The organism is Leucobacter chromiiresistens (assembly GCF_001477055.1).
GTDB lineage: Bacteria > Actinomycetota > Actinomycetes > Actinomycetales > Microbacteriaceae > Leucobacter > Leucobacter chromiiresistens_A.
In genome coordinates this window covers 44,373-59,025 of the sequence record NZ_LDRK01000018.1, presented here as the reverse complement: position 1 = coordinate 59,025, position 14,653 = coordinate 44,373, and the positions used below count along the sequence as shown (strand labels likewise).

The following is a 14,653-nucleotide window of genomic DNA, read 5'->3' as shown; positions in this document are numbered from 1 at the left end:
GGGCGGTGCGTACGTCCGGGAGGTTCGCGGGCGCGCTGCTCGACGGCGTCGGCGATTCCGGGGCTCCGCGTCTGCGCCGGCTCGTCGCCGTCGCGTCGGCGGTCGGCGGCGGTCTCATGCTCGATGCCGCGACGCCGTCGATGGGCTGGTGGCCGCTCGCGTTTCCCGCCGTCGCACTCGTCGCCGCCGCAGTGTGGCACCAGGGTGCTCGCTGGGGGTTCGCGCTCGGAGCCATTGCGGGCGCCGCATTCTGGATGCCGCACATCAGCTGGCTCACCCTGTATCTCGGGCCGATTCCGTGGGCCGCGCTGTGCGCGGTGATGATCGTGTGGTTCGGACTCTTCGGTCTCGCGGCCGCCGTCGCCACCCGCGGGCTCGCGCGGGCGGCGTGGCCGGGGGGACGCTCGGTGCTGCGGGCGGTGGCGCAGGCGGCGACCGTGGCTGCGCTGTGGATGCTGCGGGAGCAGCTCCAGGGCGCCGTGCCGTACGGCGGGTTCGCGTGGGGGCGGCTCGCCACGACGCAGGCCGACGGGCCGATCCTGCAGGCCGTCTCCTGGCTCGGCTTCGCCGGCCTCTCGGCTGTGATCGCCCTCGCCGGTGCGCTGCCGGTCGCGCTCGCCCTGACTCCGCAGAGCGCGGAGCGGAGCGGGGACACGAGCGGGGCCGGAAGCCGGATCTCGAGTCGTGGTAGGCCGGTGCGACGGTCGCTGGCGGGTGCGGCCGTGTCGCTCGCGATCCTCGTCGCCCTCGCCCTCGTGCCGGCGGCGGCGCTGGAGCAGACCGGATCGCTGCGCGTGGGCGCCGTGCAGGGGAACTCGAAGTCGGGGATCTTCGACGATCGCGAGGCCGGGGGCGTGATCCGCGACCACTTCGCCGCGACGGAGGAGCTGCTCGACCGCTTGGAGGCGGAGGGGGAGTCCGTCGACGTCATCGTCTGGCCCGAGAACAGTGCGGAGTTCAGCGCACCGGACAACCTGCTGCGCAATCAGCGGTTGGCGAAGCTCGCCGAACGCGCGGATGCGCCGATCGTCGTCGGCACGATCCTCGCGAACGACGACGGCACCTACAGCAACAGCTCGGTCGTGTGGGGACCGGATGGGCCGACCGAGGCGCGCTACGACAAACGGTATCCCGTTCCCTTCGCCGAGTACATGCCCAATCGCCCGTTCTTCCACGCGATCGTTCCCGATCTCGTCGACCTCGTGCAGCTCGAGTACGCGCCCGGCACCCGGCCCGCAGCGCTCGACGTCGAGACGCGGGCGGGTGCGGTGTCCGCGGGCATCGCCATCTGCTTCGACATCATCTTCGACCCGCAGGCGGTGCAGCTGGCGAGCGACGGCGCCGAGGTGATCTTCGCGCAGACGAACAACGCCGACTTCGGCAGAACGGACGAGAGCGCGCAGCAGCTCGCCATCGCGCGCACGCGCGCCGTGGAGATGGGGAGAGCCGTGGTCAACGACTCGACGGTCGGCACGAGCGCGATCATCGCGCCGGACGGGCGGGATCTCGCGGCGCTCGAGCCGTTCACGCGCGATGCGATGGTGGCCGAGGTGCCGCTCGTCTCGGGCGCGACCCCGGCGCTCCGGTTCGGCGCTGCGGGGGCGACGCTCATCGGGGTCATCGGGGTGCTCGGTCTCGCAGCCGGCGCCACTGCACTCGTGCGTACGCGGCGCCCCGTGCACCGATGATCCGCAGCTAGGCGGAGCCTCGTCGGGAGCGCAGCAGGCGGAGCCGCTCCTCCAGCAGCTCTTCGAGCTCTTCGCGACTGCGGCGCTCGATCAGCATGTCCCAGGGCGTGCGCTGCGACGACTCCTTCTCCTCGAACTCGGCTCGCGCAGCGCGGCCCGCCTCGTCGTCGAGAAACCCGACCTCGCCGCTCTTCTGATCCACCCACTCGGCGGGCGGTTCCGCGTCTGCGTCGAACATGACGGTGAAGCGCTGCCCGCGGTCGGTGAGGTACTCGACCGGCCGGCGGGGGGAGAGCTCGACGCCCTCCTCGCCCTGCAGACTGGTCGCGCCGATGCGCGTTCCGCGGAGTGTTCGATCAGCCATGCGGGAACCCCCTCGTGTGTGACGCCCACGCTGCCGGGGCGCCGTGCCTCCTCCTGCAGGGTACCCGCCGGTGGTGCGCGCGCGATAGCCCCGACCTGGGCATCCGCTGGCCGTCCAGTACCCTGGAGCGACGGTAATCACCACGATTGAGGAGTACATGTGACCCAGATTCTCGAACCCGGCAGCCTCGCCGGCCGCCGCGCGCTCGTCACGGGATCGTCCCGCGGGGTCGGCGCGGATACGGCGCGCTATTTCGCGCAGGCGGGCGCGGACGTGGTCGTCAACTTCCGCAACAAGGCGCCGCGTGCCGAGAAGCTCGCCGCGGAGTTCCGCGATCTCGGCGTGCGCGCGCTCGTGCAGGGCGCCGACCTGACGGACCCCGAATCCGTGCAGCGGATGATGGACTCGGTGCGCGAGGAGTTCGGGGGGCTTGACATTCTCGTGCTGAACGCTTCGGGCGGCATGGAGAGCGACATGGGCGAGGATTACGCACTGCGTCTCAACCGCGATGCGCAGTTGTCGGTGCTGCAGGCGGCGCTGCCGCTCATGGGCGAGGGGTCGCGCGTGGTGTTCGTGACGAGTCATCAGGCGCACTTCATCCGTACGACCCCGACGATGCCGGAGTACGTGCCCGTGGCGCAGTCGAAGCGGGCCGGTGAGGATGCGCTGCGCGAGCTCGTGCCCGATCTCGAGGCGCGGGGGATCGGGTTCACCGTGGTGTCGGGCGACATGATTGAGGGCACGGTGACGGCGACCCTGCTCAACCGGCTGAATCCGGGCGCGATCGAGGCGCGCCGTGAGGAGGCGGGCCGACTGTACAACGTCGCGGAGTTCGCGGCCGAGGTGGCGCGCGCCGCCGTGGATCCGGTGCCGGAGGACCACACGCGACTGGTGGGAGACACGAGCGGTTTCGCTCCCGAGGGGTGATTCTTCCGCTCGCGCGGTGTTCGATATCTGAACGGCCCCAGGGTCGTTTTTCGAATATCGAACACCGCGTGCGCCGCCCCCGGGGGCGTATGCGGCATCCGATTGTTTCGAGAGTGTTTCCTGCCGAAGTCGTGTGCGGAAGAAGTCAAGGAAATCCGACGAATATTCGGCTTTTGGCGGCACGATTCCGAATCCCGATCACAACGTGCGTTCACCTCCGCGTTTCACCGAAGAAACGGAGTGCTACATTCGGAGCTCAGTCACCGCTCGCCGGCGCGACCCCCGGGATCCGCGACGCGCAGGGCGGATCCGCACCGGGACCGACGTCGTCCCCAGATCGAGAGGACGTCGATGCCGCAGCGCTCACCGCATGTCCCTCCGGCGCGCACGACCGTGCCGGGTTCGCTCCTTCCCGGCCCGGTCGGGCTCTACGACCCCGCCGATGAGCGAGACGCCTGCGGGCTCGCATCCGTCGTCGCGCTGACCGGCGAGGCGAGCCACGGCATCATCCAGATGGCACTCGAGGCGCTCGAGCACCTCGAGCACCGCGGCGCTGTCGGATCCGACGCGGGCACCGGCGACGGCGCCGGGATCCTCAGCGACATTCCCGACGCGCTGATCCGAGAAGAGCTCGCGCGCCTCGACCCGAACCTGCGTCTGCCCGAGCCGGGCGGGTACGCCGCCGGTCTCGTCTTCCTGCCCCGCGCATCGACCGAGCGTCGCGCGACGCGGTACCGCATCTCCGCAATCGCGGCGGAGGAGGGCCTCTCGGTGCTCGCGTGGCGCCCCGTCGCCGTGCGGCCCGAGGTGCTCGGAGAGAGCGCCCGAGCCGCGAGTCCCGAGATCGAGCAGCTGGTGCTCGAGCCGGCGGCCGGCCTGAAGCTCTCCTCGGAGCAGCTCGAGCGGCGCGCCTTCCGCGTCCGCAAGCGCGTGCAGCACGAGACGGGCAGCTACCTCCCGTCACTCAGCTCCCGCACCATCGTCTACAAGGGGATGGTCACGACGCTGCAGCTGCCCGGGTTCTATCTCGAGCTGAGCGACTCGCGCTTCACGAGCCGCTTCGCGATCGTCCACTCCCGCTACTCCACCAACACGTTCCCCTCCTGGCATCTCGCGCAGCCGCTGCGCCTGGTCGCGCACAACGGGGAGATCAACACGGTGCGCGGCAACCGCAACTGGATGCGGGCGCGCGAGGCGCAGCTCGCATCCGAGCAGCTCGGCGACATCGAGCCGCTCCTCCCGATCTGCACGCCGGGCGGCAGCGACTCGGCGAGCTTCGACGAGGTGCTCGAACTGCTGGTCATGGCGGGTCGCACGCTGCCCCACGCGCTCGCGATGATGGTGCCCGAGGCCTGGGAATCGGAGCCGGGCATGTCGGCGGCGCTCGTCGACTTCCTCGAGTACCACTCCCTGATCATGGAGCCCTGGGACGGGCCTGCGGCGATGATCGCGACCGACGGGCGCGAACTCGTGGCGCTCCTCGACCGCAACGGCCTGCGCCCGGGCCGGTACCTCGTCACCGCTGACGGCATGCTCGTCATCGCGAGCGAGACCGGCGTGCTCGACATCGCGCCCGAGCGGGTGGTGAGCCGCGGTCGCCTGCAGCCCGGGCGCATGCTCGCCGTGGACCTCTCCACGGGGGCGATCCGCGATGACGAGACGGTGAAGTCCGAGCTCGCCGCGGCCGCGCCCTGGGGGGAGTGGCTGGCCGAGGGGCGCATCAGGCTCTCCGAGCAGCCCGAGCGCGAGCACCTCGTGCATCCCCCCGCCTCCATCGAGCGCCGTCAGCGCACCTTCGGCTACACGGATGAGGAGCTGCGCGTGCTCCTCACCCCCATGGCGCGCGACGGCGCCGAACCGCTCGCCGCGATGGGCACGGACACGCCGATCGCGGCGCTCTCCGAGCGGCCGCGCCTCGTCTTCGACTACTTCGTGCAGCAGTTCGCCCAGGTGACGAATCCTCCGCTCGACGCGCTGCGGGAGGAGCTCGTGACGAGCCTGCGCGCCGGCATGGGGCCGCAGGAGAACCTCCTGACGCAGTCCGCGGAGCACGCGCGCCAGGTGATCCTCGACTTCCCCGTGATCGACAATGATGCGCTCGCCCGCATCCAGCACTTCGGCGACGACCCGCTGCGCGAGCGGGCCGTGACCCTGCGCGGGCTCTACCAGGTCGACTCGGGCGCGCGTGGTCTCGCCGAGCGACTCGAATCGCTCTGCATCGAGGCGAGCGCGGCGATCGAGGCGGGCGCCGAGTTCCTGATCCTCTCCGATCGCGACTCGAACAAGGATCTCGCCCCCGTACCGTCGCTGCTCGCGGTCTCGGCAGTGCACCACCATCTGATCCGCGAGGGCCTGCGCATGCGCGTCGCACTGGTCGCCGAGGCCGGCGACGTGCGCGAGGTGCATCACGTCGCGGCCCTGATCGGATACGGCGCCGCCGCCGTGAACCCGTATCTGGCGATGGAGACCGTCGGGCTGCTGGTGCGCGACGGCTCGATCCCCGGCATCACCGAGGAGGGTGCGGTCGCCGGGCTCATCAAGGCGCTGGGCAAGGGCATGCTCAAGGTGATGAGCAAGATGGGCATCTCGACCGTCGCCTCCTACTGCGGCGCCCAGACCTTCGAGGCGATCGGGCTCGCGCAGCAACTCGTCGACCGGTACTTCACCGGGACCACATCTCGGCTCGGGGGCGTCGGCCTCGACGTCATCGCCGCCGAGGTCGCCGCGAGGCATCGTGCGGCGTACCCCGACGATCCGGCGGCGGTCGCGCACCGCACGCTCGAGACCGGCGGCGAGTACCGGTGGCGCCGCGGAGAGGAGCCGCACCTCTTCGATCCCGAGACCATCTACCGTCTGCAGCACGCGACCCGCACCGGTCGGCGCGACATCTTCTCGGCGTACACGGAGCGCGTGAACGCGCAGCAGGAGCGGCTGATGACGCTGCGCGGCCTGTTCCGCTTCTCGCCGCAGCGCAAGCCCGTGCCGCTCGACGAGGTCGAGTCGGTGGGGGAGATCGTGAAGCGGTTCTCGACGGGCGCGATGAGCTACGGGTCGATCTCGCCGGAGGCGCACCAGACGCTCGCGATCGCCATGAACCGCCTCGGCGCGAAGTCGAACACGGGCGAGGGCGGCGAATCCGAGGATCGCCTGCTCGACCCGGAGCGCCGCAGCGCCATCAAGCAGGTCGCTTCGGGGCGGTTCGGCGTCACCTCGATGTACCTCACGCACGCCGACGAGATCCAGATCAAACTCGCCCAGGGCGCGAAGCCCGGTGAAGGCGGCCAGCTTCCCCCCACGAAGATGTATCCGTGGATCGCGCGCACGCGGCACGCCACTCCCGGAGTCGGTCTGATCTCTCCGCCCCCGCACCACGACATCTACTCGATCGAGGATCTGAAGCAGCTCATCTTCGACCTGAAGCGGGCGAACCCGTCGGCGCGCATCAGCACCAAGCTGGTCGCGCAGAGCGGCATCGGCCCCGTCGCGGCGGGCGTGGCGAAGGCGCTGTCCGACGTGATCCTCATCTCCGGGCACGATGGCGGCACCGGCGCCAGTCCGATGAACTCGCTGAAGCACGCCGGATCCCCGTGGGAGCTCGGCCTGGCCGAGGCCCAGCAGACGCTGATGCTGAACGGGCTGCGCGAGCGGGTCGTGCTCCAGGCGGACGGGCAGCTGAAGACCGGCCGCGACGTCGTCATCGCGGCGCTGCTCGGAGCCGAGGAGTTCGGGTTCGCCACCGCCCCGCTCGTCGTGTCCGGCTGCATCATGATGCGCGTGTGCCATCTGGACACCTGCCCGGTGGGCGTCGCGACGCAGAACCCCGATCTGCGCTCGCGCTACACGGGCCAGGCGGACCACGTCGTCAACTTCTTCCGCTTCATCGCCGAGGAGGTTCGGGAGATCCTCGCCTCTCTCGGGTTCCGATCGATCGACGAGGCGGTGGGCGACACCTCCTCGCTCGACGTGGACGATGCGATCGCCCACTGGAAGGCCTCGGGGCTCGACCTGACCCCCGTCCTGCGGGGGCCGGTCTTCGCCGAGGGGGAGCCGCGCCGCCACGGGCGGGCGCAGGATCACGAGCTCGACGCCCACTTCGACGGCGAGCTGATCCGCATGGCCTCCGACGCGATCGAGCGGCGCGACCCCGTGGTCATCGATCTGCCGATCCGCAACATCGATCGCGCGGTCGGCACCATGCTCGGGCACGCGGTCACGGAGCGGTTCGGCGCCGACGGGCTCGCCCCCGAGACCATCGACGTCACCCTCACCGGATCCGCGGGGCAGTCGCTCGGAGCGTTCCTGCCCGCGGGCATCGTCCTGCGACTCATCGGGGACGCGAACGACTACGTCGGCAAGGGTCTCTCGGGCGGCGAGGTCGTCATCAAGCCGCACCCCGACGCGGGGCACCCCGCATCGGGCAATGTGATCGCCGGCAACGTCATCGGCTACGGCGCGACCAGCGGCTCGCTGTGGATCGCGGGCGTCGTGGGCGAGCGATTCCTCGTGCGCGGCTCCGGAGCGACCGCCGTCGTCGAGGGAACCGGCGATCACGCACTGGAGTACTTCACCGGCGGCTTCGCACTCATCCTCGGGCCGACCGGCCGCAACATCGGCGCCGGCATGTCGGGCGGGGAGGCGATCGTGCTCGACCTCGACCACGCGCACGTCAACCCTGCGGAGCTCGCGTCGGGCGCCCTGATGCTGCAGCAGCTCGCCGGGGCGCAAGGCGCCGACGCGGGGGTGCCGGTCGGCGAGGCCGCTGCGCTGCGAGTGCGGATCGTCGACCTCGTCAAGCGGCACGCCGAGCAGACGGGGTCGCGCGTGGCCGCGGAACTGCTCGATGACTTCGCGCGCGATCCCGAGCGCACGTTCGCGCGGTTCACCCGCCTGATCCCCCGCGGGTACTCACGAGTGCTCGAGATCCGGGAACGGGCGAGCGAACAGGGGATCGACCCCGATGGCGACCACGTCTGGTCCGAGATTCTGGAGGCGACTCATGGCTGATCCGCGCGGATTCCTGAAGGTGCGCGAGCGCGAGCTCGCGCCGAAGCGTCCGGTCGCCCTGCGGCTCAAGGATTGGCGCGAGGTCGTCGATCCGGCCGATCCGAAGCTCGTCGCCAAGCAGGCCTCGCGCTGCATGGACTGCGGGGTCGCCTTCTGCCACCAGGGCTGCCCCCTCGGCAACCTCATCCCGGAGTGGAACGACCTCATGTTCCGGGGGCGGGAGCGCGAGGCGATCGAGCGCCTGCATGCGACGAACAACTTCCCCGAGTTCACGGGCCGAGCCTGCCCCGCGCCGTGCGAGTCGGCGTGCGTGCTCGGCATTAACCAGCCCGCGGTCACCATCAAGCAGATCGAGAACAGCATCATCGATCAGGCGTTCGCGAACGGGTGGGTGGTGCCGATGCCGCCGTCGCGGCTCACCGGTAAGACGGTCGCCGTCGTCGGATCCGGCCCTGCCGGCCTCGCCGCCGCGCAGCAGCTCACCCGCGCCGGCCACACCGTCGCCGTCTACGAGCGGGACGAGGAGCCCGGAGGGCTGCTCCGGTTCGGCATCCCCGATTTCAAGCTCGAGAAGAGCCTCGTCGCCCGGCGCATCGAGCAGCTCAAAGCGGAGGGCACTCGGTTCCGATGCGGGGTCGAGATCGGGCGCGACATGACGTGGAGCGAGCTGCGCCGTCGCTACGACGCGGTAGTCGTCGCGACAGGCGCGACGGTTGCGCGCGAGCTGACCCTCCCCGGCCGCGAGTTCGCGGGGATCCTCCCCGCCATGACCTACCTCGGCGCATCGAACCGGGTGCAGTCGGGCGCGCTCTCCGCGACCCCGTTCGACGCCGCGGGCAAGCACGTCATCGTCATCGGCGGCGGCGACACGGGCGCAGACTGCATCGGCACCGCCCACCGTCAAGGCGCGGCCTCCGTGACGAACCTGGCGATCGGCAAGAAGCCGTCGGAGTTCCGCACCGCGGGCCAGCCCTGGCCCGTGCACCCGACCCTGTTCGAGGTGTCGAGCTCGCACGAGGAGGGCGGCGAGCGCCGCTTCCTGGCGTCGACCGTCGAGTTCGTGGGGAATGATCGGGGCGAGGTGACCGGGCTCCGCGTCGCCGAGACCGAGTACACGGACGCCGGGCGGGTTCCGAAGGCCGGTACGGAGCAGTTGCTCGCCGCCGACCTCGTGCTGATCGCCATGGGCTTCACGGGCCCCGAGGAGATCGAGGATCCCGCGCATCGCATCGAGCGCTCTCCGCGAGGGGCCTTCGAACGGGATCGCGACTACGCGACCGGTCTCCCCGGCGTCTTCGTCGCGGGCGATGCCGGTCGCGGGCAGTCGCTGATCGTCTGGGCCATCGCCGAGGGGCGGGCGGTCGCCGCGTCGGTCGACCGATATCTGACCGGGGGCACCGTGCTGCCGAGCCCGGTCACCGCCCATGATCGTGCCTTCGCGTAGCCACCCGCCAGCGGGGTGAGCGGGCGGCCCGCGGCGGGGGATACGCTGGGCGGATGCATGCAGAACTCGTGGATCGGCTGCGGGCCGATCTCGCAGCAGCCGCCTACTCGGTCGAATCGGTTGAGGCGCTGCTCGGCGCGCCTGCGGACGCCGCCCGGCAGCGCGGCGTCTTCGCACCGGCGCTTCGGGCCCTCGCGGGAGGGGAGAGCGAACCGCTCGCGATCCTCGTCCGCTGCTTCCTGCTCGGGGAGCGCGTCGCGGCGAGCGAGCTCGACCGCGCGCTCCCCGAGCTGACGGCGGGCGGGGCGACGGAGCTCGGCATCGCGCGCACCGTCCCGTCACCGCACTCCGGGGTGGAGGCGATGCTCGGCGCCGCCCTGTCGCTCAATCCGGTGCGCATCTCCGCGGACGAGCACTGGCTGGTGCTCTCCGATCTCGACGACCAGCTGCGACGCGGGCCGGCACTCGAGCGCCACGTCATGGGCGTCGGCGGAGCGACGCGCTCCCTCCTCGCCCAGGCGCCGACGGCTCCGGTCGCATCGGCGCTCGACCTCGGCACCGGCTGCGGCATCGTGGCCATGCACCTCACGCGCGTCGCAGAACGCGTCGTCGCCACCGACATCTCCGAGCGCGCCCTCGAAATCGCCGGCATGAACGCACGCCTGAACGGCGTCGACGACCGGATCGATTTCCGGATCGGCGATCTGTTCGCGCCCGTCGCCGAGGATCGCTTCGACCTCATCCTGTCGAACCCGCCGTTCGTCATCACCCCGCGCACGGGCGACGGTCCCGTCTACGAGTACCGGGATGGCGGGCGCACGGGCGACGCGCTGGCGCAGAGCGTCATCGAGGCCGGCCCCGAGCGCCTCGCGCCGGGCGGCACGCTGCTCTGCCTCGCGAACTGGGAGTCGCCGTGGGGCGCGAACGGGCTCGCCCGCGTCGCCGAGTGGATCCGCTCGGCCGAGAGCGCCACGGGGCCGCTGCGCGCCTGGGTCGTCGAGCGCGACCGCGTCGACCCGGCGAGTTACGCCGAGACGTGGGTGCGCGACGGCGGCGCGCGGCCGGGAGACGCCGAGTTCGAGCGGCTCCTGTCGACCTGGATCGAGGACTTCGCGCGCCGGCGGATCATCGCGGTCGGACTCGGATCGGTGCGGATCCAGCGCACGACGGCGGGTCGGGGCGCCGAGTCCGTCGTCCACCTCGACCCGGCCTCGGGAGCGTTCTCCGCGGAGGCCGGGTTGGGCGACGCGCTGCAGCGCGCGTTCGCGGTCGGCTGCGACACCGCGCGCATGACCGCCGACGAGGTGCTCGGGGTGCGCTGGGTGCTCGACTCCGCGGTGGTGGAGCTGCGCGAGCACCGCCCGGGTGAGGAGGCACCCCGCCGCATCGGCCTGGAGACCGCGCGTCCCATCGCACGGCGGGTCGCGGCGGACACGCTGCTCGCCGGCGCGCTCGGAGCCTGCGACGGGGAGCTCGCGCTCGCGCAGATCGCCGACGCCCTCGCGACGCTGCTGGAGGTCGATGCAGCCGCCGCCCGGGAGGCGCTGGTGACGAGCGTGCGCGAACTCGTGTGGTTCGGCATGCTCGCGCCCGCGTCCTGATCGCGGCCGGGCGCGCCGCAGCCCTTGCCGCCGTCGGTCACGAGGTCCGGGGACGCCTCAGTAGACTGGTGAGGTGATGCGAACGATCGATCTCCGGGGCCGTGCGCTCTCCCGGGATGCACTGCTCAAACTGGTTCCGCGCGCCGCTGTGAGCGCCGAAGTCGCCGTCGAGCGGGTGCGCCCGCTCGTCGCCGACGTGGCGGAGCGCGGCGAAGCGGCCCTCCGCGACCAGGCCCGCGACTTCGACGGAGTCACGGGACACCGGCTGCGCGTGCCCGCCGAGAGCATCGCCGCGGCGCTGGAGACCTGCCCTCCCGAGGTCGAGGCCGCGCTCCGCGCGCTCATCGCACGGCTGCGGCAGGGCTCCGCCGCGCAGGTGCCCGAGGAACGGGTCACGCACCTCACCGACGGCGCGGTGATCCGCCAGCGCTGGCAGCCGGTGGGCCGGGTCGGCCTGTACGCCCCGGGAGGCAAGGCCGCCTACCCGTCGTCCGTGGTGATGAACGCGGTCGCCGCTCAGACCGCTGGTGTGCCGGCCCTGGCACTCGCCTCACCGGCGCAGGCAGACAACGCAGGCCTGCCGCATCCAGCCGTGCTCTGGGCCGCGGCGCTCTGCGGCATCACCGAGGTGTACGCCATCGGCGGCGCGGGTGCGATCGCCGCCTTCGCCCATGGAGTGCCCGAGATCGGGCTGGAGGCCGTCGACGTGGTGACCGGCCCCGGGAACGTCTTCGTCGCGGCCGCGAAGCGCGTGGTGTCGGGGCTCGTGGGCATCGACTCGGAGGCCGGCACGACCGAGATCCTCGTCATCGCCGACGGATCGGCGCACCCGGCGTTCGTCGCCGCCGACCTCATCAGCCAGGCCGAGCACGACGAGGCGGCGGCATCGGTGCTCGTGACCGATTCGGAGGAGTTCGCGCTGCGCGTGGAGCAGGAGGTGGCGTCCCGCGCCGCGTCGACCCGGCACGCCGAGCGCGTGGCTGAGGCGCTCTCCGGTCCGCAGTCCGCGATCGTGCTGGTCGACGATCTGCGCACTGCCGCGCTCGTGAGCAACGCCTACGGCCCCGAGCATCTCGAGATCCAGACGCGCGATGACGAGGGGGTGCTCCGCGACATCACCGATGCCGGTGCGATCTTCCTCGGGGGCTACACGCCGGTGAGCCTCGGCGACTATCTCGCGGGCTCCAACCACGTGCTGCCCACGGGCGGCACGGCGCGCTTCGCCTCCGGACTCGGCGCCCACACCTTCCTCAGGCCCCAGCAGATCATCCGATACGAGCGCGACGCGCTGCGCGAGCTGGAGCGACCGCTCCGAGCCCTCGCCGAAGCCGAGGGCCTGCCCGCGCACGCCGATGCCGTGACCGCGCGCTTCGAAGCCGGGAAGGAGGGCCTCTGATGCACTGCCCGTTCTGCAGGCACCCCGACTCGCGCGTCATCGACTCGCGAACGGCCGATGACGGCCTGTCCATCCGCCGCCGCCGCCAGTGCCCCGAGTGCGGACGCAGATTCACGACCACTGAGACGGCCAGCCTCACCGTGATCAAGCGCTCCGGCGTCGTCGAGCCGTTCAGCCGCGAGAAGGTCATGAGCGGCGTGCGCAAGGCGTGCCAGGGGCGGCCGGTCACCGAAGCCGACCTCGCGGTGCTCGCCCAGCAGGTCGAGGAGTCCGTGCGGTCCAGCGGCATCGCCCAGTTCGACGCGAACGAGATCGGGCTGGCGATCCTGCCCCACCTCCGCAAGCTCGACGAGGTCGCGTACCTGCGCTTCGCGAGCGTCTACCAGGCTTTCGAATCCCTCGCCGACTTCGACTCCGCGATCGAGGAGCTCCGCGCGCACCCGAACGAGCCCGCCGCCCGAGGCGCGCGCCGAGACACCGAGCAGGGGGAGTGACCGCAATGCGCTGGTACCCGATTCTCTTCAAGACCGTCCTGCGACGCATGGACCCCGAGACGGCCCACCACTGGGCGTTCCGCGTCATTCAGGCAGCTCCGCTCGCGGGGCGCGTGGTGAGCGGGATCTGCGGCCCCGATCCCGCGCTGCGCGTTCGAGCGCTCGGGCAGACGTTCCCGAGCCCCTTCGGACTCGCCGCGGGTTTCGACAAGAACGCGACCGCCATCGCGGGGCTCGGCGCCATCGGCTTCGGGCACATCGAGGTGGGCACCCTGACGCGGCACGCGCAGCCCGGAAACCCGAAGCCGCGCATGTTCCGGCTCGTCGCCGACCGCGGGCTGATCAACCGCATGGGGTTCAACAACGGCGGTTCGGCGGCGGCCGTGCCCCGCATCGAGCGCGCCCGGCTGCGCCGGCGACGACCCGTCATCGGCGTGAACATCGGCAAGAGCCGCGTCACCGAGGTCGAGAACGCGGTCGCGGACTACGTCTGGAGCACTGAGCGACTCGCCCCGATCGCGGACTACCTGGCCGTCAACGTCAGCTCGCCCAACACGCCGGGCCTGCGCGGTCTGCAAGAACTGGAACTGCTCGAGCCGCTGCTCGCGGCCGTCCGCGAAGCGGCGGGCACGACGCCGCTGCTGGTGAAGATCGCTCCCGATATGGAGGACGACCAGATCGACGGGATCGTCGCCCTTGCGAAGCGGCTCGGACTCGACGGCATCATCGCCACCAACACCACCGTGTCGCGGGAGCGCCTCAGCGCATCGGACGAGGAGATCGCGCGCATCGGCGCCGGCGGGCTCTCGGGCGAACCGCTCAAGGACCGATCGCTGGACGTGCTGCGACGCATCCGGGCCGCCGAGCCCGACCCCGACTTCTGCGTGATCTCGGTCGGCGGCGTGGAGAGCGCGTTCGACGTACTCGAGCGGCTGCGCGCTGGCGCGACGCTGGTGCAGGGCTACACGGCCTTCATCTACGCGGGGCCGCTCTGGGCGCGCAGCATCAACCGGGGGCTTCTGAGAGCCGGATACCGGGGGAGCGGCGCGCCGGGCGCGCGGTACTAGCTCGGGAAGGCGCCGCGCTTGATCACGGCCTTCGGGGCGCGCAGCGGGCGGAACTGGAACGCGCGCATCGCCGCGTACCAGCGGTAGCCCGGCTGCACGCGATCCTCGCCGAACTTCTCGCCGAGCTTCCGCTTGAGCCTCATGCCCAGGAACACCGCATCGAGCACGGCGAGGCCGACGAAGGCCCAGATGACGAACAGGCTGACGACCTGCACCGGTCCGGGGATGAACGTCATCACCAGCACGACGAGCATCATCGGGATGAGCATCTCGCCGACGTTCCAACGCGCGTCGACGTAGTCGCGCACGAAGCGACGCTGCGGGCCGCGATCGCGCGGGCCGAGGAAACGCTCGTCGCCCTGCATCATGCCGATGCGAGCGCGCTCGCGCAGCTCCGCCTGCTGCCGCCGCTGCTCCTTGATCGCCGCCTTGTCGCGGGAGCCGACGATCGGGCGTGCGTTCGCGGCCTCCGCCTGCTTGCGCGAGGGCGTGGGGCGCCCCTTGCCGACGACGGCCTCGCTGCCGTCCGTTGCACCCTGCTCGTTCGCAGCGCCCTTCTGAGCCACGCAGATCCTCCCGTTCCGAGCGCTGTGCGCGCCACCTCACCCGGCGTTCGCCGAAGACCTCTAGCGTACCGCGACTTGCCTCCGATGCCCGCCGCGGCCGAG

The 14,653-nt window shown here is 71.5% G+C and carries 10 protein-coding genes; 8 read left to right on the top strand and 2 right to left on the bottom strand.

Annotation, left to right across the window (positions count from 1 at the left end; all coding sequences use genetic code 11):
- The first annotated feature begins 5 nt into the window (after nucleotides 1-5).
- Nucleotides 6-1,688 (top strand): apolipoprotein N-acyltransferase, encoded by a 1,683-nt coding sequence (gene lnt / locus NS354_RS03920; RefSeq protein ID WP_241490328.1) that lies wholly within the window; start codon nucleotides 6-8, stop codon nucleotides 1,686-1,688.
- Nucleotides 1,689-1,695: 7 nt separating this feature from the next.
- On the opposite strand, the gene NS354_RS03915 is transcribed toward lnt, so the two are convergent.
- Nucleotides 1,696-2,052 carry an RNA polymerase-binding protein RbpA gene (locus NS354_RS03915; RefSeq protein ID WP_058593299.1) on the bottom strand — a complete coding sequence of 119 codons (357 nt, stop codon included), beginning with the start codon at nucleotides 2,050-2,052 and terminating at the stop codon, nucleotides 1,696-1,698.
- 159 nt (nucleotides 2,053-2,211) lie between these two features.
- On the opposite strand from NS354_RS03915, the gene NS354_RS03910 reads away from it, so the two are divergent.
- The 7 genes from NS354_RS03910 to NS354_RS03880 all read left to right on the top strand — a co-directional run bounded on the left by NS354_RS03910 (nucleotide 2,212) and on the right by NS354_RS03880 (nucleotide 13,985).
- Complete coding sequence (locus NS354_RS03910) at nucleotides 2,212-2,979, top strand: SDR family oxidoreductase (protein ID WP_058593298.1); 768 nt, start codon at nucleotides 2,212-2,214, stop codon at nucleotides 2,977-2,979.
- 351 nt (nucleotides 2,980-3,330) lie between these two features.
- The gene (gltB, locus tag NS354_RS03905; RefSeq protein WP_058593297.1) at nucleotides 3,331-7,983 is read left to right on the top strand and encodes a glutamate synthase large subunit; all 4,653 of its coding nucleotides are present in this window, start codon (nucleotides 3,331-3,333) and stop codon (nucleotides 7,981-7,983) included.
- Nucleotides 7,976-9,427: a glutamate synthase subunit beta gene (locus NS354_RS03900; protein WP_058593296.1), complete on the top strand. Its 1,452-nt coding sequence runs from the start codon at nucleotides 7,976-7,978 to the stop codon at nucleotides 9,425-9,427. Before gltB ends, NS354_RS03900 begins: the two co-directional genes overlap by 8 nt.
- Before the next feature lie 53 nt (nucleotides 9,428-9,480).
- A complete protein-coding gene (locus tag NS354_RS03895; protein ID WP_058593295.1) occupies nucleotides 9,481-11,028 on the top strand; it encodes a DUF7059 domain-containing protein in 1,548 nt (515 codons plus the stop codon).
- A gap of 76 nt (nucleotides 11,029-11,104) precedes the next feature.
- Nucleotides 11,105-12,424, top strand: coding sequence for a histidinol dehydrogenase (gene hisD / locus NS354_RS03890; RefSeq protein WP_058593294.1), 1,320 nt, complete (start codon nucleotides 11,105-11,107; stop codon nucleotides 12,422-12,424).
- A complete protein-coding gene (gene nrdR, locus NS354_RS03885) occupies nucleotides 12,424-12,918 on the top strand; it encodes a transcriptional regulator NrdR (protein WP_058593293.1) in 495 nt (164 codons plus the stop codon). Before hisD ends, nrdR begins: the two co-directional genes overlap by 1 nt.
- A 5-nt stretch (nucleotides 12,919-12,923) precedes the next feature.
- On the top strand, nucleotides 12,924-13,985 hold the full coding sequence (locus tag NS354_RS03880) for a quinone-dependent dihydroorotate dehydrogenase (RefSeq protein ID WP_058593292.1): 1,062 nt from the start codon (nucleotides 12,924-12,926) through the stop codon (nucleotides 13,983-13,985).
- Here the strand turns inward: NS354_RS03880 and NS354_RS03875 are convergent.
- Nucleotides 13,982-14,551 (bottom strand): DUF3043 domain-containing protein, encoded by a 570-nt coding sequence (locus NS354_RS03875; RefSeq protein WP_058593291.1) that lies wholly within the window; start codon nucleotides 14,549-14,551, stop codon nucleotides 13,982-13,984. The two genes, NS354_RS03880 and NS354_RS03875, sit on opposite strands and share 4 nt — an antisense overlap.
- Nucleotides 14,552-14,653: the final 102 nt, after the last annotated feature.

Coding starts and splice junctions, on each gene's coding strand:
- NS354_RS03880 (WP_058593292.1), top strand. CDS start 12,924: ATGCGCTGGTACCCGATTCTCTTCAAGACCGTCCTGCGACGCATGGAC.
- NS354_RS03900 (WP_058593296.1), top strand. CDS start 7,976: ATGGCTGATCCGCGCGGATTCCTGAAGGTGCGCGAGCGCGAGCTCGCG.
- gltB (WP_058593297.1), top strand. CDS start 3,331: ATGCCGCAGCGCTCACCGCATGTCCCTCCGGCGCGCACGACCGTGCCG.
- hisD (WP_058593294.1), top strand. CDS start 11,105: ATGCGAACGATCGATCTCCGGGGCCGTGCGCTCTCCCGGGATGCACTG.
- nrdR (WP_058593293.1), top strand. CDS start 12,424: ATGCACTGCCCGTTCTGCAGGCACCCCGACTCGCGCGTCATCGACTCG.
- NS354_RS03915 (WP_058593299.1), bottom strand. CDS start 2,052: ATGGCTGATCGAACACTCCGCGGAACGCGCATCGGCGCGACCAGTCTG.
- NS354_RS03895 (WP_058593295.1), top strand. CDS start 9,481: ATGCATGCAGAACTCGTGGATCGGCTGCGGGCCGATCTCGCAGCAGCC.